The sequence below is a fragment of the Bacillus sp. (in: firmicutes) genome (assembly GCA_017656295.1).
GTDB lineage: Bacteria > Bacillota > Bacilli > Bacillales > JACDOC01 > JACDOC01.
The window spans coordinates 96,951-117,847 of sequence record JACDOC010000002.1 but is presented as its reverse complement, the minus strand read 5'-3'; the positions used below and the strand labels follow the sequence as shown (position 1 = coordinate 117,847).

20 protein-coding genes and 1 other annotated feature are annotated in these 20,897 nt (G+C 42.1%); all 20 genes read right to left on the bottom strand.

Translation table 11 applies throughout. The features are described 5' to 3' along the window. Nucleotides 1-26: 26 nt before the first annotated feature. The 20 genes from H0Z31_03315 to pgeF all read right to left on the bottom strand — a co-directional run bounded on the left by H0Z31_03315 (nucleotide 27) and on the right by pgeF (nucleotide 20,885). Complete coding sequence (locus H0Z31_03315; protein MBO8176467.1) at nucleotides 27-650, bottom strand: orotate phosphoribosyltransferase; 624 nt, start codon at nucleotides 648-650, stop codon at nucleotides 27-29. Next, on the bottom strand, nucleotides 647-1,363 hold the full coding sequence (pyrF, locus tag H0Z31_03310) for an orotidine-5'-phosphate decarboxylase (protein MBO8176466.1): 717 nt from the start codon (nucleotides 1,361-1,363) through the stop codon (nucleotides 647-649). Before pyrF ends, H0Z31_03315 begins: the two co-directional genes overlap by 4 nt. Then, the gene (locus tag H0Z31_03305) at nucleotides 1,336-2,277 is read right to left on the bottom strand and encodes a dihydroorotate dehydrogenase (protein MBO8176465.1); all 942 of its coding nucleotides are present in this window, start codon (nucleotides 2,275-2,277) and stop codon (nucleotides 1,336-1,338) included. The genes pyrF and H0Z31_03305 overlap by 28 nt, the downstream gene beginning before the upstream one ends. Continuing rightward, nucleotides 2,274-3,047, bottom strand: coding sequence for a dihydroorotate dehydrogenase electron transfer subunit (locus H0Z31_03300; protein ID MBO8176464.1), 774 nt, complete (start codon nucleotides 3,045-3,047; stop codon nucleotides 2,274-2,276). The genes H0Z31_03305 and H0Z31_03300 overlap by 4 nt, the downstream gene beginning before the upstream one ends. After that, nucleotides 3,044-6,253: a carbamoyl-phosphate synthase large subunit gene (gene carB / locus H0Z31_03295; protein MBO8176463.1), complete on the bottom strand. Its 3,210-nt coding sequence runs from the start codon at nucleotides 6,251-6,253 to the stop codon at nucleotides 3,044-3,046. The genes H0Z31_03300 and carB overlap by 4 nt, the downstream gene beginning before the upstream one ends. Continuing rightward, nucleotides 6,246-7,337, bottom strand: coding sequence for a glutamine-hydrolyzing carbamoyl-phosphate synthase small subunit (gene carA, locus H0Z31_03290; GenBank protein ID MBO8176462.1), 1,092 nt, complete (start codon nucleotides 7,335-7,337; stop codon nucleotides 6,246-6,248). The genes carB and carA overlap by 8 nt, the downstream gene beginning before the upstream one ends. Then, on the bottom strand, nucleotides 7,334-8,620 hold the full coding sequence (locus H0Z31_03285; GenBank protein ID MBO8176461.1) for a dihydroorotase: 1,287 nt from the start codon (nucleotides 8,618-8,620) through the stop codon (nucleotides 7,334-7,336). Before H0Z31_03285 ends, carA begins: the two co-directional genes overlap by 4 nt. 12 nt (nucleotides 8,621-8,632) lie before the next feature. Then, nucleotides 8,633-9,514 (bottom strand): aspartate carbamoyltransferase catalytic subunit, encoded by an 882-nt coding sequence (locus H0Z31_03280; GenBank protein MBO8176460.1) that lies wholly within the window; start codon nucleotides 9,512-9,514, stop codon nucleotides 8,633-8,635. Between the two features lie 186 nt (nucleotides 9,515-9,700). Continuing rightward, complete coding sequence (locus H0Z31_03275) at nucleotides 9,701-11,026, bottom strand: uracil permease (protein MBO8176459.1); 1,326 nt, start codon at nucleotides 11,024-11,026, stop codon at nucleotides 9,701-9,703. Between the two features lie 172 nt (nucleotides 11,027-11,198). Continuing rightward, nucleotides 11,199-11,741 (bottom strand): bifunctional pyr operon transcriptional regulator/uracil phosphoribosyltransferase PyrR, encoded by a 543-nt coding sequence (gene pyrR / locus H0Z31_03270; protein ID MBO8176458.1) that lies wholly within the window; start codon nucleotides 11,739-11,741, stop codon nucleotides 11,199-11,201. Between the two features lie 193 nt (nucleotides 11,742-11,934). Then, nucleotides 11,935-12,846, bottom strand: a complete 912-nt coding sequence (locus tag H0Z31_03265; protein MBO8176457.1) for an RluA family pseudouridine synthase — start codon at nucleotides 12,844-12,846, stop codon at nucleotides 11,935-11,937. Beyond that, on the bottom strand, nucleotides 12,821-13,312 hold the full coding sequence (gene lspA / locus H0Z31_03260) for a signal peptidase II (GenBank protein ID MBO8176456.1): 492 nt from the start codon (nucleotides 13,310-13,312) through the stop codon (nucleotides 12,821-12,823). Before lspA ends, H0Z31_03265 begins: the two co-directional genes overlap by 26 nt. Nucleotides 13,313-13,380: 68 nt before the next feature. Beyond that, nucleotides 13,381-13,650: a hypothetical protein gene (locus tag H0Z31_03255; GenBank protein MBO8176455.1), complete on the bottom strand. Its 270-nt coding sequence runs from the start codon at nucleotides 13,648-13,650 to the stop codon at nucleotides 13,381-13,383. A gap of 389 nt (nucleotides 13,651-14,039) precedes the next feature. Then, nucleotides 14,040-16,808 (bottom strand): isoleucine--tRNA ligase, encoded by a 2,769-nt coding sequence (ileS, locus tag H0Z31_03250; protein MBO8176454.1) that lies wholly within the window; start codon nucleotides 16,806-16,808, stop codon nucleotides 14,040-14,042. A gap of 50 nt (nucleotides 16,809-16,858) precedes the next feature. Beyond that, nucleotides 16,859-17,090: a binding site (T-box leader), on the bottom strand. A gap of 55 nt (nucleotides 17,091-17,145) precedes the next feature. After that, the gene (locus tag H0Z31_03245; GenBank protein ID MBO8176453.1) at nucleotides 17,146-17,661 is read right to left on the bottom strand and encodes a DivIVA domain-containing protein; all 516 of its coding nucleotides are present in this window, start codon (nucleotides 17,659-17,661) and stop codon (nucleotides 17,146-17,148) included. A 182-nt stretch (nucleotides 17,662-17,843) separates the two neighbouring features. Beyond that, nucleotides 17,844-18,617 (bottom strand): RNA-binding protein, encoded by a 774-nt coding sequence (locus H0Z31_03240; protein ID MBO8176452.1) that lies wholly within the window; start codon nucleotides 18,615-18,617, stop codon nucleotides 17,844-17,846. Nucleotides 18,618-18,685: 68 nt separating this feature from the next. Further along, nucleotides 18,686-18,946, bottom strand: a complete 261-nt coding sequence (locus tag H0Z31_03235; GenBank protein MBO8176451.1) for a YggT family protein — start codon at nucleotides 18,944-18,946, stop codon at nucleotides 18,686-18,688. An 8-nt stretch (nucleotides 18,947-18,954) separates the two neighbouring features. Then, nucleotides 18,955-19,380, bottom strand: coding sequence for a cell division protein SepF (locus tag H0Z31_03230; protein ID MBO8176450.1), 426 nt, complete (start codon nucleotides 19,378-19,380; stop codon nucleotides 18,955-18,957). Nucleotides 19,381-19,398: 18 nt separating this feature from the next. Beyond that, nucleotides 19,399-20,070, bottom strand: coding sequence for a YggS family pyridoxal phosphate-dependent enzyme (locus tag H0Z31_03225; GenBank protein MBO8176449.1), 672 nt, complete (start codon nucleotides 20,068-20,070; stop codon nucleotides 19,399-19,401). Continuing rightward, nucleotides 20,067-20,885: a peptidoglycan editing factor PgeF gene (pgeF, locus tag H0Z31_03220; protein MBO8176448.1), complete on the bottom strand. Its 819-nt coding sequence runs from the start codon at nucleotides 20,883-20,885 to the stop codon at nucleotides 20,067-20,069. The genes H0Z31_03225 and pgeF overlap by 4 nt, the downstream gene beginning before the upstream one ends. Nucleotides 20,886-20,897 lie beyond the last annotated feature (12 nt).

The window sequence follows — 20,897 nt, the reverse complement described above, 5'->3', positions numbered from 1 at the left end:
GCCGACCATTGTCAGCTCTTCATTCATTATTGATCCCAGTTTTGCGGGTCGTTTTGCCACTCTTGAATCGTATCAACATCTTGTTCGTGAATCACCCCTTTTTCTATTGCCGTTTCAAGTAAAGTTGAAAAGGTCACGAGACTATACACCGGGAATCCTGCTTCTTCCATTTGCTGTCGACCGATTTTTAACTCATATGTAAAAATCGATACAATTCCAGCTACTTGTGCGCCTGCTTGTTGTAATGCTTGAGCCGCTTTTAGTGCACTACCTCCAGTGGAAATTAAATCTTCAATAACTACTACTTTTTGACCTTTTTGCACCCGTCCTTCAATTTGATTTCCTTTTCCGTGGTCCTTTGGTTTGGACCTTACATAGACAAGTGGAAGCTCAAGGCGGTCACTCACTAACGTTGCGTGCGGAATACCGGCTGTGGCTGTTCCTGCAATAACCTCAACATCTGAAAATTTTTCTTTAATGAGACCGACTAACTCTTCGGCAATGGTTTTTCGTAGTACCGGGTATGATAACGTTAACCGATTATCACAATAAATTGGGGAACGAATACCAGATGACCATGTGAAAGGATTTTTTGGTTGTAAAAATACCGCTCCGATTTCTAATAATTGTTCGACAATCCACTTTTTCATAACTTCATCCCCTCCCATTCTCTTTTTACTTGATGATAAGCAGCTAACGGATCTTCCGCTTTTGTGATGGAACGTCCAACGACAATCATAGATGACCCTAATTGTCGTGCCTTCATCGGTGTAGCAATTCGATGTTGATCATGCGGGTTGTCTCCAGCTAAGCGAATACCAGGTGTAACGCGCAAAAACTCTTTTCCGCAATGCTGTTTAATATCTCCAGCTTCATGTGGGGAACAAACGACGCCATCGACACCAGCCTCTTTAGCGAGGGATGCTAAATGAAGGACATGGTTTTTCAGTGAAATGGAAACTTTCATCTCATCATGTACTTGCTTTTCTGAAGTAGAAGTCAATTGAGTAACCGCCAGTAATCGTGGACGGTCATCTCTACTACATCCCCCAGCCTCTAGCCCTTCTCGCGCTCGTTCCATCATTGCTTTGCCCCCTAACGCATGAACGTTAATCATGTCTACTCCAAGCTTCGATAAGCCTTTCATCGCTTGTTCCACCGTATTAGGTATATCGTGAAGCTTTAAGTCTAAAAAAATCCGATGGTTCCGTTCTTTTAAAGAGTAAATGATGGAAGGACCATTTTGTAAATACAGCTCCATCCCAACTTTGACGAATAACGGTTCTCCTTCAAACAGTCGTAAAAATTGCTCCGTTTCAGTCCACGTTGGAAAATCTAGCGCAATGATTGGTCGTTCGTACACCGCCATCTCCATCCCCTTTCTGATAATTCTGTAATGTGATCTACCTTTCGTTCCTCCAGCACTTGTTCTAATTCGTTGATGAGTTTCGGACAAATATAAGGATCGACAAAATTGGCGGTACCAATAGCTACAGCGCTTGCCCCGGCAAAAAAGAACTCCAACACATCCTCCACGGATTGAATGCCTCCCATACCGATGATCGGTAAGGTAACATGTTGGCTCACTTCATAAATCATGCGAATCGCAATCGGCTTAATCGCAGGGCCAGATAACCCACCGGTTTCATTTGCTAAAATCGGTCGACCTGTTCGAGTATCGATACGCATGCCGACAAGGGTGTTAATCATCGTTAACCCGTCAGCCCCACCGTCTTCCACCGCCTTCGCCATCGAGACGATATTAGAAACATTTGGTGAAAGTTTCACATACACAGGAACGGAAGAAACTTCTTTTACCCTCTTTGTCAGACGTTTCGCAATAAGCGGGTCGGTTCCGAATGAAATGCCTCCTTCTTTTACGTTTGGACAAGAAATGTTTAATTCGAGCGCTTTTACATTTGGTGCTGTTGAAATATGTTTAGCTACTTCAACGTAATCTTCTTCTTTTGATCCAGCGATATTCGCTATAATCGGCACATCAAATTGCTCCAACCAAGGGAGTTCTTCCGACATCACTTTGGTTAAGCCAGGGTTTTGCAGCCCAATGGCGTTTAACATTCCCGCCGGAGTTTCTGCTACCCGAGGTGTCGGATTACCAAAACGCGGTTCTACCGTCGTCGCCTTAATCATGATGGCGCCTAACTGACTCAAGTCGAAAAGCTTGGCAAATTCTCTCCCAAATCCAAAACAACCCGATGCCGGCATCACTGGATTTTTTAAATCAAGTCCTGGGAGTTGAATACGTAGTCGGCTCATAAGATCACCTCACCGAAAGGAAACACTGGTCCATCGCTGCATATTTTTCGATAATCATTCGAATAGTCTGAAGACGTCGGACATACACAGGCAAAGCAAGCCCCTATGCCACACCCCATTCGTTCCTCTAATGAAATATACCCTTTCCGATCACCGAAACGTTCCTCCAAAGCTTTTAACATTGGAATTGGTCCACACGCATATAGGCAATCAAACTCATATCCTTCTTGTTCAATCACATCGGTGACAAATCCTTGATAACCGTATGTTCCATCGACGGTGGCAATTGTTGTTTCTCCTAATTGTGCAAACTGGTCATGATAAAATACGACATCTTTTGTTTGAAAGCCAAGCACATGGATCACTTCGATTTCTTGCTTCGCCAATTGTCGTGACAATTCATAAAGGGGAGGAACGCCTATTCCTCCTCCAACAATTAATGCTTTTTGCCCTTTTTTTAATTCATGAAGCGGAAAGCCATTGCCTAAAGGTCCTATCACATCAACGGTGTCGCCAGCTTGTTTACAAGCTAACAACCTCGTTCCTTTTCCTTCTGCCCTATATATAATCGTCATTCGTTTTTGTCCCTTATCAATTTTTGCAATGCTAATCGGTCTTCTAAGGAGCGGATCAAACCCATCGTGCACTCGAATGTGAATAAATTGTCCAGGCGAAGCAAGTTCAACGAGATGTCCTTCTAGAACCATTTCATAGATGTGGTGTGCAATTTTTCGTTGGCTCACCATGAGCATGTTTTCGTTCTGGATCATACGATTACCTCACTTACTTTTGTAAAAGATGGCATGGGGTCACTTGAAAAGGTCATCGACTCTAACACCGTTAAGATCGCTTCAGCGGTATCTAAGGAAGTCAAGCACGGAATACCATTTTCTACGGATGCCCGACGAATGCGGAAGCCATCTCGTTCCGGTTGTTTTCCTTTTGTTAATGTATTAATGACGAGTTGCGCATCTCCTTTGCGGATCACATCTAAAAGGTTTGGTCCGTCCGCTCCGATCTTTCTCACTTTTTCCACCGGAATGCCCGCTTGCTCTAAGTATGACGCGGTTCCTTCGGTAGCGAGAAGCTTGTAGCCAATATTGGCAAAACGTCTAGCAATCGTAACTGCTTCTTCTTTATCTTTATCTGCCACAGTTAACAAGACGGACCCGTATTCTTGAACGTTCATACCAGAGGCAATCAATCCTTTGTATAAGGCTTTTTCTAACGTCACGTCTTTCCCCATAACTTCCCCGGTTGATTTCATTTCTGGACCTAGCGTAATATCTACGTCTTGTAGTTTGGCGAATGAAAAGACCGGTACTTTTACATAAACACCTGGCTGTTCTTCAACAAGACCGGCAACATATCCAAGATCGGATAGACGATAGCCGAGAATGACCTTGGTGGCGATATTGGCCATTGGGATGTTAGTCACTTTACTTAAAAACGGTACTGTGCGACTTGAACGCGGATTGACTTCTAAAACATAGACCTCCCCGTTGGATACGACATACTGAATATTTAATAGACCGATAATGTTTAAGCCTTGGGCAATTTTTTTCGTATATTGAATGATTTTTTCTTTTTGAATAGGCGTTAACGTTTGTGGAGGATAGACCGCAATCGAATCTCCTGAGTGAACCCCAGCTCGTTCGATGTGCTCCATAATTCCTGGAATGAATACATCATTGCCATCAGAAATCGCGTCGACTTCAATTTCTTTTCCTGTTAAATAACGGTCGATAAGTACCGGATGTTCTGGGTTCACTTTTACCGCATGCTCCATATAGTGTAAAAGCTCTTGTTCATGGTAGACGATTTCCATCGCTCTGCCACCCAATACGTAAGATGGACGGACGAGGACAGGATAACCGATTCGTTTAGCGATGGTGACGGCCTCTTCAATGGAATATGCGGTACTTCCTTCAGGCTGTGGAATCCGTAATTCTTGTAGCGTTTGTTCAAACTTGTCTCGGTCTTCTGCCAGGTCTAAGCCTTCTAACGTGGTCCCTAGAAGCTTTACGCCTCGTTTCACTAACTTATCCGCTAAATTTATAGCCGTTTGACCACCAAATTGAACAATTACCCCTTCTGGTTGCTCTAAATCAATAATGTTCATCACATCTTCAATGGTCAGTGGTTCGAAATATAATTTGTCCGATACACTAAAGTCGGTTGAAACGGTTTCCGGATTGTTATTGATAATGATTGCTTCATATCCAGCTTCTTTAATGGCCCAAACAGAATGTACGGTCGCATAGTCAAATTCGATACCTTGCCCAATTCGAATCGGACCAGAACCGAGGACGACGACGCTTTTTCGATTTGTAACCACCGATTCATTTTCCTCTTCATACGTTCCATAGAAATACGGCGTTTCCGATTCAAATTCCGCTGCACATGTGTCAACCATCTTGTATGTTGGCACAATTCCTTGTTCTTTACGCCATCTGTACACATCTTCTTCAGATACTCCCCACAATTTACTGATAATGGTATCGGAAAATCCAAATTGCTTCGCTTTTCGAGCAATCTCTACCTGAAACGGATGGTCTTTTATTTCTTTTTCAAAACGAATGATGTTTTCTATTTTTTTAAGGAAAAAGCGATCAATTTGACTCCATTCATGAAGCGTTTCAACTGAAATGTTTCGGCGCAGGGCCTCAGCGATATAGAACAGTCGTTCATCTCCCGCTTTTCTAATTCGTTTTTCGACCGTTTGATGATCAATGGCCTCGGCATTTTTTAATTCTAAGTGATACACGTTATTTTCTAAGGAGCGGACCGCTTTTAATAGCGATTCTTCAAAGGTTCGTCCGATGGCCATTACTTCACCAGTTGCTTTCATTTGCGTACCTAAACGACGGTTGGCCGATTCAAACTTATCGAATGGCCAGCGTGGAATCTTGGTTACTACATAATCTAACGCTGGTTCAAAGCATGCATATGTTTTTCCAGTGACCGGGTTGATGATTTCATCAAGTGTCATCCCAACTGCAATTTTCGCAGCTAACTTGGCAATCGGATAACCGGTTGCTTTGGACGCTAGTGCCGATGAGCGGCTGACCCGCGGGTTTACTTCAATGACGTAATATTGGAAGCTGTGTGGGTCTAACGCTAACTGAACATTACAGCCCCCTTCGATTCCAAGGGCACGAATAATTTTTAGCGATGTATCGCGTAACATATGATATTCGCGGTCGCTCAGCGTTTGACTAGGTGCAACGACTATCGAGTCACCCGTATGAATGCCGACCGGATCGATATTTTCCATGTTACAAACGACAATGGCATTGTCATTTCCGTCACGCATCACTTCGTATTCAATTTCTTTATAGCCAGCAATACTTTTTTCCAAAAGACATTGGCCTACCGGACTATTTTTAAGACCGGATGATACGATACGAACTAAATCTTCTTCATTTTCACATATACCGCCACCTGTTCCTCCAAGCGTAAACGCAGGACGAACGATAATCGGGTAACCCACTTTTTCTACAAATTGATACGCTTCTATTAATGTATGAACAATGGTACTCTCAGGAATCGGTTCTCTTAATTCGTTCATTAATTGTCGGAACTGATCGCGGTCTTCTGCTCGTTCAATAGCCGATAAATTCGTTCCAAGTATTTCGACACCACACTCATCAAGCACGCCTGATTGGGCTAATTGGACCGCTAAGTTTAATCCCGTTTGTCCCCCTAGTGTTGGTAAGATGGCATCTGGGCGCTCTTTGCGGATAATTCGACTAACAAATGAGACCGTTAAGGGTTCAATATAGACCACATCGGCAATTTCCGTATCCGTCATAATCGTTGCTGGGTTAGAGTTGACGAGGATTACTCGATATCCTTCTTCTTTTAAGGCTAAGCATGCTTGTGTACCGGCATAATCAAACTCAGCCGCTTGACCAATGACGATTGGTCCGGATCCGATGACGAGAATGCTGTTAATGTCCGTCCGTTTAGGCATGTAAATTCTCCTTTCTATGTTGTGACGCAATCATTTGTAAAAATTGATCAAATAAACCGTTCGCATCTTGTGGACCTGGTGAGGCTTCCGGGTGATATTGCACCGTAAACGCTGGATAATCAAGGTGAGCAAGTCCTTCGATCGTTTCATCATTCAAGGCAATGTGCGTGACTGTTAAGCGTGTATTCGCTATGGATTTAGGATTAACGGCATATCCATGGTTTTGACTAGTTATCGCTACTTTGCCTGTTCGTAAGTCTTTGACCGGCTGATTTCCCCCGCGGTGCCCGAATTTCATTTTGTACGTGTCCGCTCCATTCGCTAATGCGAACAGTTGGTGACCAAGGCAAATACCGAAAAGCGGCACTTTTCCTAAAATTCTTTGAATCATCTGAATCGCTTCTGGAACATCTTTCGGGTCTCCTGGGCCATTGGATAACATAACGCCGTCCGGACGTAAGCGAAGGATTTCTTCCGCTGTCGTGTTGTATGGTACGACGATGACATAACAATCGCGATTGTTTAACTCCCTTAAAATACCGTGTTTCATCCCAAAGTCGACTAATACGATACGCCAACCTCGGCCAGGGCTTGCATACGGTGTCTTCGTTGATACTTGTTTAACTTGGTCTCTGGGAAGTTGAATCGATTTTAGACGAGAGATAACTTCATCTTTGGAGATATTTAGCGGACAAATCGCTCCTTTTAGCGTCCCGTGCTTACGAATCAAACGGGTCAATTTTCGCGTATCGATACCAGCTAATCCGGTAATCCCTTGCTTTTTAAAATAATCATCTATACTTTGTTCACTACGCCAATTGGATGGATATGAAGCAACTTCACGAACGATAAATCCTTTGATGGATGGTTGGATCGTTTCAAAGTCATCTCGGTTTATTCCATAATTACCAATTAAAGGATATGTTAACGTTACAATTTGTCCGCAATAGGATGGGTCTGATAAAATTTCTTGATATCCCGTCATACTCGTATTAAAAACGACTTCCCCAATCGTTTCTGATTCACAACCGAAACCTTCCCCAACAAAGCAAGTTCCATCTTCTAAAATGAGTTGACGTTTCATGATTGTATCTCCTCCTCTTGCCAAGCCATATTTCCATTTACAAAGGTAGCAACGGGCCATCCTTTACATTTCCAGCCTGTAAATGGGGTATTTTTTCCTTTCGATACAAATGTACGTGGATCAATTTCTTTTTCTTTTTCTAAATCGATGACCGTAATGTCCGCTGGTGCTCCTACTTGAAGCGTTCCGTACGAAAGACCGAACACTCGTGCTGGTTTCACCGTGAACCAATCGACCAGTTGTTTTAAGGTACAAACTCCTTTTTCGACAAAATACGTATATAGAAGCGGAAAAGCCGTTTCTAATCCGACAATGCCGAATGGTGCTAGTCGCATGCCTTCGTTTTTTTCTTCTTCCGTATGCGGGGCGTGATCGGTTGCGATAAAGTCAATCGTTCCGTCTAGCAATCCTTTAATCAAGGCTTGTTGATCCTCTTTTCCTCGTAACGGAGGATTCATTTTAAAATTGCCATCAAGAGTTGGAATATCTCCATCATGGAGAAGGAGGTGATGCGGTGTCACTTCTGCCGTTACGTTAATCCCAGCTCGTTTGGCATCCCTTATCACACGAACGGACTCTTTCGTACTTATGTGACAGACGTGATAATGACAGCCGGCCGCTTCCGCAAGAAGCACATCTCGAGCAATATGCACCGCTTCACTTACGCTTGGGATCCCTCGTACACCATGCTTTTTTGCAAATTCTCCGTCATGAACAAATCCACCGTTTAACAACGTTTCGTCTTCACAATGGGCCACAATCGGCATGTCAAGCGTAGCCGCTTTTTTCATCGCTTCGTACATCATTCCAGCTGATTGGACCCCTACCCCATCATCGGTGAAAGCAAACGCGCCTGTTTCTTTTAAACCTGCAAAATCCGTTAGTTCTTTCCCTAGTTGCCTTACGGTAATTGAAGCATAAGGGAGAACGCGAACATGCGCCGTCTCTTCAATTCGCTCCTTTAACCATTTCATTTGCTCAGGAGTATCAGGGACAGGTCGTGTATTGGGCATGGCAGCAACAGTTGTAAAACCTCCTTTTGCTGCCGCCAGAGTCCCTGTCGCAATCGTTTCTTTTTTTTCACCACCTGGTTCGCGCAAATGAACATGGACATCGATTAGGCCTGGTACTACAAGCTTTCCTTTCGCATCGTATACGTCATTATCTGCTGCCGGTAATTTAGCTCCAATTTTTACTATTCGTCCATTTTCAAACTGTATATCTTTTTGTTCTATCTCTCCGTTTGGATTCAGCACATACCCATTTTTAATCATTCCGTTCATCCTTGATCCCTCCTATGTATCCAACAAATATTTGATAATGGCCATACGCATAAATACACCGTTTGTCATTTGTTGAAAAATTCGTGAGCGTTCACTCTCAACTAGAGATGAAGCTAATTCGACATTACGGTTAACTGGGGCTGGATGCATAATAATACTTTGTGGTTTCATCTTTTTTGCCCGCTCTTCTGTTAGGCCGTATAATTGGTGATATTGTGCCGCCTTTAAATGGCTCGTACTGACATGCCGTTCATGCTGAATCCGCAACAACATGACCACATCTGCCCATTCCGTAGCTTCATCAACTGTTAGATACATCCCATTTTGTAAATAATCATCTGAAAACCATTCATCCGGTCCGGCAAATGCTACTTCGCTTCCTAGCTTTTTTAATATAGTTGCATTGGACCTGGCGACGCGGCTATGTCTGATGTCACCGATAATGGCCACTTTAATCGCTTCAAATGTACCGAACTCCTCATAAATAGTCATTAGATCAAGCAACGATTGCGTAGGGTGATGACCACAACCGTCTCCTCCATTGATGATTGGAATGTTGATTTCTTTTAATTCAGCAAAATATTCGTCTTGAGGATGGCGGATGACGATGAGGTTTGCACCGATGGATTCTAATGTTTTCACCGTATCATACAAGGATTCTCCCTTTTGTACGCTCGACGATAACACGTCAAACGGAATGACTTGTAAGCCGAGCTTTCGTTGGGCCATTTCGAAACTACATTTCGTACGCGTGCTTGGTTCAAAAAAAAGGTTAAAAGCAAACGTTGGATAAGTTGGCGTCCAACTATCTCCTTGTTTAAATGATTGTGCGAGGCGAATGAATTCAAACACTTCTTCTCCTGATACATCGTGGATCGTAAAAAGATGTTTCACCGTTGTCTCTCCTCTTCACTTGAAAAGTTTTTGGTAAAAAAAACACCCTAACATAACGTTAGGGTGTTGAAGTGTACAAGATCGTCCTATTGTACCGCTCCATCCAGAAAGAAGGTATACTTCCCCCATACGGTGCGCTCTCAACACCCTTATAAGTCTCACGGGACTTAGTTAAAAGGTGCTTCCTTATGCAACTTGATTGTTTTCAGATTCCTTAGCAAACAGTTCGTCTTCCGACACTGAATCTTTATTAGGAAGAATAAGGTTTAAAAGAATTCCGATGATGGCCGCAAGCGCCATACCAGATAAGGATAACTCATCTGTTATTTTTACAAAGGCACCACCGATTCCGACGACAAGAATGACCGATGAGATGATTAAGTTTCTCTTTTTCCCTAAATCCACTTGATTATCAATCAGCATACGTAACCCGCTCGATGCGATAATTCCGAACAGTAGAATAGAGACTCCTCCCATAACCGCTGAAGGGATAGAACTAATTAATGCAGTTATTTTTCCGATAAACCCAAAGATAATGGCTAACACAGCCGCTCCGGCAATGACGAATACACTAAATACTCTTGTAATGGCTAAAACTCCGATATTTTCTCCGTACGTTGTGTTAGGCGGTCCACCGATGAGTGAAGCGATCATCGTTGCAACGCCATCTCCTAATATGGAGCGGTGTAAGCCTGGTTTTTTGATGAAGTTACGACCTACCACTTTACTTAACACCATTTGGTCCCCTGTATGCTCCGCAAGCGTTACTAATGCGACAGGAATCATAATTAAGGCAATTTCTTTTGAGAAGCTTGGGGTATAGGTGACAAATGGTACGATAAAATCAGGTACTTCGAAAAGCGGCGCTGCTTTTACACCTGATAAGTCAACGATTCCGGCGAAGAAGGCGATGATATAACCGCCAACGATTCCGGCAAGAATAGGGACAAGACCGAAAAACCCGCGCATAAAAACCGCACATCCGATGGTAATTCCTAAAGTGGATAAAGCGACTAAAAAATGTTTCGTACTATACACTAGTTCTTCGGCTCCTGGATTTTCATACATCGCCATATTCACGGCAACTCCCGCAAGCCCAAGGCCGATGACGATAATAACTGGTCCAACAACAACCGGTGGTAACAATTTCATTAACCATTTCGTACCGAACTTCGCAATCAGTAGGGCAACTACCCCATACACAAGTCCAGCTAAAAAGCTACCAACCATAGCCCCTTCTGGACCCCCGATCGCTTTAGCCGAAATAATCGGAGCAATAAAGGCGAACGATGATCCTAAATAAGCTGGTATTTGACCTCTTGTTATCAGTAAATACGCTAACGTTCCTAAACCACTTGAAATTAAAGCCACACCCGGGCTTAAACCGACAAGGAAAGGAACAAGGATCGTTGCCCCGAACATCGCAAACAAGTGCTGAATACTCAGGCTAAACCATTGGCTTAATTTAGGTACATCTTGTACATCTAAAGCTACGTCACGTTTTTGTTTCATTTTAGATCCTCCTTTTTATTTCGTATAAAAAACCCTCTTTGCACCGTCCAGAAGGTACAAAGAGGGTATATACATCCTACTTAAAGATAGTCGACACTTATGTAAAGTCGGTGGAGGATGTTTTCCGCCCTTTGTCAGCCTCTCTGGACTGCTTTTAAAAGGACTTTCCTATTTAGTTTTCATGAATCGTTACGCTATCATTTTCATCCACTTCTTTTAGTTGCACAACAATTTTTTCGGTTCGGGATGTAGGAATATTTTTACCGACAAAATCAGCGCGAATCGGCAGCTCCCGGTGACCGCGATCGACTAATACCGCCAGTTGAATCGCTGCTGGCCGCTCGATATCAATGAGCGCATCCATCGCCGCGCGGACCGTTCTTCCTGTATACAATACATCATCGACTAAAATGACTTTTTTATCCTGAATGGATACAGGAATTTCGGATCCTTTCACTTTTGGTTCTTTATCTGGTGAGATTTTACTTAAATCGTCCCGATAAAGGGTAATATCGAGCTCACCAACTGGAACCGCTTGCCCTTCAATTTGTTCAATTTTTTCGGCTAATCGTTGGGCTAAGTAAATTCCTCTCGTCCGGATACCGACAAGCACACAATCGTCAATTCCTTTATTTCGCTCGATAATTTCATGAGCGATGCGTGTTAACGCTCGTCGAATCGCTTGTTCATCCAGTACCATCGCTTTTGGTACCATCTCTTGTCACCTCATTTCTACTGTGGAAACGGGAAAAATAAAAACCCTCTCACCGTTCGGCAAGAGGGTACAGTTCTCCTAAGGATAGATAGACGACTCCTATCTTCAATAACCGTTTCCTTCTCAGCCTCACGGGACTGTATTAAAGGACTTTATGAAGCTACTATCATGATACAGACAGATAGAAAGGATGTCAACTTCTTTTTCGTAAAAGTTCTAAAATATCTTGAAAGTCTTTTGGTAATGGGGCCTCGAATTCCATGTATTCGCCTGTTCGTGGATGGTTAAATCCTAAGACGGCTGCATGCAACAATTGTCCGTTCGCATCAATCGTTTTTTTCGGTCCGTATTTCGGGTCCCCGGCTAACGGATACCCGATATACTTCATATGCACGCGTATTTGATGCGTACGACCTGTTTCGAGCTCGCATTCAATGAAAGTGAAATCTTTTAACCGTTCAAGGACGCGAAAATGCGTAACGGCTGGCTTCCCATTATCGACAACAGCCATGCTTTGTCGGTCTTTTGGGTCCCTGCCAATTGGGGCATCGATTGTTCCTACCTCATGCGGAATGACCCCATGCACAATGGCATAATATTTTCGAGTAACCGTCTTCTCTACTAATTGTTCGACCAATCGTTCATGAGCGAGATCATTTTTGGCCACCATGAGTAAACCGGACGTATCTTTATCGATTCGGTGAACAATTCCTGGGCGCATCACGCCATTAATACCGGATAAATCTTTACAATGCGCCATTAATCCGTTCACTAACGTTCCAGTCGTATGTCCTGGTGCCGGATGAACAACCATCCCTTTTGGTTTATTGACTACAAGCACGTCTTTGTCTTCATAATATATGTCTAAATCCATTTCTTCTGGTTCAACTTCCAATGGTTCAGGTTCAGGAATTTCAATCGTAATTCGATCGTTCAAGGCACATTTGTAATTCGGTTTGACTGGTTTACCGTTTACCATCACATTTCCGTCTTTAATCCATTGCTGCACTTGCGTCCGTGACCATTCCTCATTTAAGGAACTAATCACTTTATCAATACGGACGTTTTCTTGTTCCTCATCAATGATGTGTTCCATTATTTCCATAAGCCTTCTCCTTCTTTGCTAGTCGTTCTTCACGAATCATGTCGATAAAGAGTAACACGACACCGATCGTTAAAGACGAATCGGCGATATTAAAAATCGGAAAATCATACGTAAAAATATACGTGTTGATAAAATCGACCACTTCTTTTCGAAAAACTCGATCAATAAAATTTCCAATCGCTCCGCCAAGCATAAACGCTAAACTTAGGCGGAGGAGCGGTTTTCCTTTGGCATGCGTGTGCATGTAATAAATAATTCCGATAATGACAACGATTGTGATGATGTAAAAAAACCACATTTGCCCTTGTAAAATACCCCAGGCAGCTCCACGGTTTCTGTGCGATGTAATGTATAACACATTTTCAATAATTTCAATGCTTTCGCCAAGCTCCATCTTTTTTACAATGAGCCATTTTGTAAATTGATCCAATAAAATAACAAATAACGCAATTATGTAGTGAATCACAAAGGCAACCTCCATATCTACGGCATCGTTACCTTTGCATTTTAGCATAAATTGTTTTTTGTGGACAATTATATAAATGGAATTGGTTTTCGATAATACTGTTTTATTTCCCACCAGTCATCCATCGTACGTATCGTAGGAATAACTGTCAGCCATTCAGTAGGAATTGGTTTTCCGCAACATTCGCATATACCGAATTGTCCATTTTCCCATTTTTCTAGAGCGTAATTAATATCAATTAATTCTTTTTCCATCGTTGAACGAACGTGGACATCGGAACTCGAAAAGTTTTGCAAATCTTTCTTTAATGCCATAAGTACGCTATTAATGTTCTCCATTGAACCATCCCCCCGTTTACTTTTAACTTTCCCTACGAACAAGGAGACAGTACCTTTCAATTTCTTCTATTGGACACAGATTTTAACGAAAGGCTCTACCCTGTGGATAACTTTTGCTGTTATTACATTTATCGCTGTGCCAATTTTTCTTAGCATGATTGTCTGTTAAATGATACTGTTGATATTTATACATTTCGCTTATGGCAGACGCATTCCGCGGGCAAGCCGCAAGCCGCTTCCCTCTCTATACTCTCAGTCCAGGGTCATGTCTGGCTTTATGTTCCCGCTGAGTCGCCGCCGTGTGAACAACTTGCTAAAAATCAACAATGATATATAACATAGCCTAACGAAAAAAGAGGTGCCATGTGACACCTCTATGTTTAAATATCTTATACATTTGTATAATGCTCTTTCACCACAGTTGCACAGCGTTGGCATAATGTTGGATGTTCGTTGTCTGCTCCAACATCTTTAGTTACGTTCCAGCAACGCTCACACGTTTCTCCTTCCGCTTTTTCAACAACGATCGTGGCATGTTCCAGTTTAAGAGCGTTTTCTGGTGCCTCTTCGACTGTACCAGCCACTTCAAAGGCGGATACGATAAACAATTGCTCTAAGTTTTCTTCAATAGAGTTAAGCAATTGTTTGGTTTTGTCGTTGACGTAAAGTGTTAATTTCGCTTGTAATGATTTACCAATGACTTTTTCGTTACGCGCTTCTTCTAATGCTTTTAATACATCGTCACGAATCTTCATAAACGCGTTCCATTTTTCTTCTAATTGATCAGCATTTGGTAGGTCAACGTATTCTGGCATATCTGTTAATTGAACGCTTTCTTCCTCTACGCCAGGAATGTAGGACCACACTTCATCCGCTGTGTGTGAAATAATTGGTGACATTAGTTTGGCTAAAGCAACTAAGCACTCGTAAAGCACTGTTTGCATGGAGCGGCGTTCATGGTTATTTGGTGCCTCGCAGTATAAAATGTCTTTTGCATAATCAAGATAGAAGGCACTTAAATCAAGCGTACAGAAGTTGTTGACCGCATGATAGATGCTGGCATATTCATACGTCTCATAAGCTTCGCGTACATGCTTGATTAATTTGTTTAGTTTGACAAGCATGAATTGGTCTACTTCACGTAACTGTTCATAAGCCACTTTATCTTTTGTTGGGTCGAAGTCCGCTAAGTTACCAAGTAAGAAACGGAACGTGTTGCGGATTTTGCGATACACTTCGGCGACTTGTTTTAAAATCGCATCAGATACGCGGACGTCCGCTTGATAATCGACAGATGCAACCCAAAGGCGTAAAATATCCGCACCTAATTGATTCATTACTTTCGCTGGAACGACGACGTTACCGAGCGATTTACTCATTTTACGCCCTTCACCGTCAAGCGCAAATCCGTGGCTTAAGACACCTTTGTATGGAGCTTTTCCTGTTACAGCGACCGCTGTTGTTAAGGAAGAGTTAAACCAACCGCGATATTGGTCAGATCCTTCTAAATAAAGGTCAGCTGGACGATCTAAATCATCTCGTTCGACAAGTACCGCTTGATGGGAAGAACCAGAGTCAAACCAAACGTCCATAATATCGGTTTCTTTAGTGAACTTGCCGTTCGGGCTACCTGGGTGCGTAAATCCTTCTGGTAATAAGTCTTTTGCTTCCCGTTCGAACCATACGTTTGAGCCGTGCTCACGGAACAAGTTCGCTACATGTTCGATCGTTTCATCGGTAATGATTGCTTCCCCGTTTTCTGCGTAGAATACCGGAATTGGTACGCCCCATGCCCGTTGACGAGAAATACACCAATCGCCACGATCACGAATCATGTTGTAAAGACGAGTTTCTCCCCAAGCAGGCACCCATTTCGTTTCTTTTACAGCTTCTAATAATTCATCTCGGAATTTGTCAATGGATGCGAACCATTGTGCTGTCGCCCGGAAAATAACCGGTTTTTTCGTACGCCAGTCGTGCGGATAAGAGTGAGTAATAAATTGTAGTTTTAATAATGCACCCACTTCTTCTAATTTTTGCGTAATTGGTTTGTTGGCATCATCGTAGAACAACCCTTCAAATCCAGGCGCTTCGTTCGTCATATATCCTTTTTCGTCAACTGGACATAATACATCTAATCCGTATTGCTGTCCAACACGGAAGTCGTCTTCCCCGTGACCAGGAGCTGTATGAACGCAGCCCGTACCGGAGTCTGTTGTAACGTGATCGCCAAGGATAACTAACGAATCACGGTCATAAAGTGGATGTTTCGCCACAACATATTCTAATTCGGCACCTTTGACCGTTTTAACAACTTCATAAGACTCCCATTCCACTGTTTTCGCAACTTCTTCTAATAACGCTTCCGCTACCACGAAATGTTCGTTGTCTACTTTTACGACAACGTAGTCAAGTTCAGGATGAACAGCAATTCCAAGGTTGGCTGGAATCGTCCATGGAGTTGTCGTCCAAATGACGATTTTTGTCCCTTCGTCTAATACGCCTTTTCCATCTTTCACAGAGAAAGCAACGTAAATGGATGGAGAGCGTTTATCTTTGTATTCGATTTCTGCTTCAGCTAAAGCCGATTCACTGGATGGAGACCAGTAAACTGGCTTTAACCCTTTATAAATATAACCTTTTTTCGCCATTTCCCCGAATACTTTAATTTGCTGTGCTTCGTACTCAGGTTTTAGCGTAATATAAGGGTTTTGCCAATCACCACGAACACCGAGACGTTTAAATTGTTCGCGTTGGTTATTAATTTGCTCATATGCATATTCCTCACATAGTTTACGGAATTCAGCAACCGACATTTCTTTACGGTTGACGCCTTTGTTCGTTAACGCTTGCTCAATCGGAAGACCGTGCGTATCCCAACCTGGTACATATGGTGCACAATAACCTGTCATTGATTTATAACGGACGATAAAGTCTTTTAAAATTTTATTTAGCGCATGCCCCATGTGAATATCTCCGTTCGCGTACGGAGGTCCATCATGTAGAATGAATAGCGGACGACCTTTCGTGCGCTCTTGCACTTTTTTATAAATGTCCATTTCATCCCATTTTTTCTGAATTTCCGGTTCGCGCTTCGGTAAATTTCCGCGCATTGGAAAATCCGTTTTCGGCATTAATAACGTTTCTTTATAGTCCATGTTCATCCTCCTATTTATCCTAAGTATCAATAAAAAAACCTTCTCATCCCAAAAGGGACGAGAAGGTATACATTCCCGCGGTACCACCCTTATAGACAGACGAGTCCATCTGTCCACTCAGTATTCGTAACGTGAATAATCCGTCCTTTTCTACTAAATGGCTCGTTCGAAAAGGAGCTCTAGGGTGATTTTCCAGCACTCACCTTCTATCAGGCTTCCACCGTCCCTGACTCGCTTGAAAAAGGCGCTTGAGCACTGTACTGTCCCTATCATCGCTTTTTCTATCATCCACTTGTTTTTAAATTATATGTAATTCCCATGGATTTCGTCAAGGTCCTTACGCTAGGCTATCTTCCTCTTCTAATGCTTTTAATTCAGTAGCGTCAATTTCAAATTCCATTAATTGATCCCAGTCTTCGCTGTTTACTAAATCTAACTGGGCTTCAATAAGCATGCGGAAGCGCGTACGGAATACTTTCGACTGTTTTTTCAACTCTTCAATTTCAAGAGCAATTTTTCTCGCTTTTGCTAACGCTTCGTTTACAATACGGTCAGCGTTTTTCTCCGCTTCACGAATGATTAACTTCGCCTCTTTTTGGGCATTTCGCTTTACTTCTTCCGCCGCTTCTTGAGCAACGACAATCGATTTATTGAGCGTTTCTTCTATATTTGTAAAATGACTTAAACGCTCGTTTAACGAAGCTAATTTTTCTTCTAATTCGCGCTTTTCACGAATCAATAATTCGTAATCTTTAATGACTTGGTCTAAAAACTCATTAACTTCATCTTCATCATACCCTCGAAAACCTCGGCTGAATTCTTTGTTATGTATGTCTAACGGTGTTAAAGGCATGCTGCCACCTCCACAACTGAATCATGTATTTTTATTATACAGATGTTTCGACAGTTTGTGGGGAAATTCCTGCAAATTCGATGAGATTTTCTTTGCAATTATTGCATTTTTTTCGACGGCCTTGGCCCGCTGTTAGAAACAAATAATTTTAAAACATAAAACCGCCTTCAACTCAAACACCCTTATTTTAAGATTCCCATGGTGATACGCCATTTTTCTTTTTTCGTTTGGCCGTCTATAGAAAATAGCTTACTTCGTCCGAATCCTTTCACGGAAAGGATATCACCTTCTTGACAAATAAACGAAGGTTCATCAATGAGCTGCCAATTCACTTTGACGAGACCATTTTTAATCATACTTTGTACTTTTTGACGAGATAAATTGGTGATTCCAGAAAGAACAACATCTAACCGTAGCGAGGATACCGTCGTCTGTTTTTCCTGCCATTCTTCAGCATGATTCATGATGTCCGAAAGCGGGAGTCGTTCCACTTTTACAGATGCTTTTCCAACCTTTTGCAGGTGCATTTCGATAAACGACGCTAATTCCGCTACAACCAAAAATTGGATTCGACCATTGTTGACTATAATGTCGCCAAACTTCTCACGTTTTATACCTAAAGAAAGTAAGGTGCCAAGCACTTGGCGATGGTCCAATTGAACAAATTTGGTCGGATATTTTAATTCAAAGAGCACGATGTCAAAATCTTGTTCTTCTGGGGAGTAATAGGACGGGTACAACAGCGCTCGCTTTCGCTCAGCTGTGGGATTTCCCCCAAAAAATTGGACGTTTATATCACCGCTTCCGACGATTGATTTCGTTAAAAACTGTTGTCTCGGATCTAAAAAGTCCGTCAATTTCGGAGCATACATCATTTCTACTTCGGATTTCCACGCTATCACTTTATCGATAAAATCTTTTTCTTCCGGTCGGAAATGTTGATAAATTCCTTCCATATGGCGAGAACTCCTTTGTTGAAATATTATGAAGGAGAAAAGAAAAATCGGGGCTATCCCCGATTCTTTTAAAACCAATAATACAATTGGACTAACCCTCTTGAAGCTAAATTTAAAACAATAAAAGCCACAATTGGTGAAATATCAATCATCCCGATAGGTGGGATAAAGCGGCGAAACGGCTCTAAATACGGTTCACATATACGAGCTAAAAATTGGCCGATGCTGGATTCTCTAGCGTTTGGAAACCAGGACATTAAAATATAAATAATTAGTGCCCATGAATAAATTTCAATAAGTTTTAATAAAAGTACAAATATCGTATCCATTCTTTTTATTACCACCTCGAATCTTCGTAATTGTCCTCCATCACAAAGTCGGAAATGTTCCCACTTACTTCTACATTATCCGGTGTACATAAGAAAATATTCATTCCGATTCGTTGAATATCTCCTCCAATAGCATAAACCGTTCCACTTAAAAAGTCTACAATTCGCTTTGCTTGATCGTGTTGAATGCGTTGCAAATTGACAACAACCGCCCGGCGATTTTTTAAATGATCAGCAATATCTTGCGCTTCTGCATAAACACGTGGTTCGACTAATACGACTTTGGAAGACTTTTGTACACTTTGTAAGCTAACAACATTTTGTTTCGCTTGCGATTTTTGGACGGCCGGGAGTTGTTCCTCTATGTATTCTTCCTCATTTTCGAATTCATCGTCTAAAAAGAAAAACGTTTTTAATTTTGATTTAATGCCCATCTTTTCCACCTCCTATCACTATTCACCGACTAAAGACGAACCGATTCGCACAAAGGTAGCTCCCTCTTCTACGGCGATGATATAGTCGTTCGACATGCCCATCGATAATTCGGTACACGGTGCGTATTTTTTATTTAGTGCTTGTACCTTTAATTGTAAAGTTTTCAATTGTTGAAAACAACGTCTAATCAACGTTTCGTCATCTGTAAATGGTGCCATCGTCATCAGTCCCACAACGACAATGCGGTCAAAAGAAGCTAATTGCTCAATAAACGGGATGAGTTCATCCGGTCTGAGCCCATGCTTAGACTCTTCTCCGGATACGTTCACTTGTACAAAACACTTGATCGGTTTGGACGCCCGTTTTTGAATTTCTTTCGCCAATGATAAACGGTCCAACGAATGTATGTAATCAACTTTGTCTATGATATTTTTTACTTTACGTGATTGTAACGTACCGATGAAATGCCATATAGGCTTGTCCTGAAATTGTTCCCATTTTTTTAAAAAGCCATCATCGCGATTTTCTCCAAGATGGATAATTCCTGCCTCTAACGCTTCTTGCGCCCGCTCATTGCTTACATATTTCGTAACGGCAATAATTTGAACCTCTTCTTTGTTACGGTTGGACCGTTCACACGCTTCTTTGATGTTTTGTTCAATGATTTGTAAATTTTCTTTGACACTCATTTAGAACGATCCTCCTTCCAACCAATAAACGCTAACATTCGTCCCGCATTCCCTTTGTCACGTCGATGGGAGAAAAAATCTTCTTCTTTGCATGAAGTACATAAGGAACTTGTCTGGATGTGTTCTCTTTTCACACCGGCTTGAATTAAAAGCAATTTATTGACTTTTTTTAAATCAAGTTCGTATTGACCTGGCTTTACTTCATTATAGATATTTTCGACACCATGTTCTACCGTCTTTTTCACTAAATTGATCACTTTATCATCCACGATATAACACGCTGAACATATGGATGGACCAATAACCACTTCAATATCGGCTGGAGATACGCCTTCCTTTTTAAAAGTATCAATCATTTGCCCGGCAATATTTCGTACGGTTCCTTTCCACCCTGCATGCGCTACACCGATGATTGGACAGTTTCGTGCACGGAAATAAAGCGGGACACAATCAGCATAACAAAGGGTAAGTAAAATCCCTTTCTCCGTTGTGTAAAATCCATCCGTATGAGGAAAGCTCGTCGAATAATCGAGAGCCCCTCTTCCACGATGTTTTCTTTGCACTTTTACGATACGGCTTTCATGTGTTTGTTCAGCTCCTACCCAATGTTGAACAGGGAACGAAAGGGCATTGGCAAGCTGTTGACGGTTCACTTGAACAGTTTTCCAATCGTTTGTGACGTGAAAGGCCAAATTCCCATTCCCGTTGGTCGGTAACTGTTTTGTTGAAAAGCCGACAACAAGCTCGGAATCCACATTCGTCCATACAGGAATCGTGTAGTATGAAGAATCCAGCTTTAACATTGGTTCACTCATCCACATTTCTCC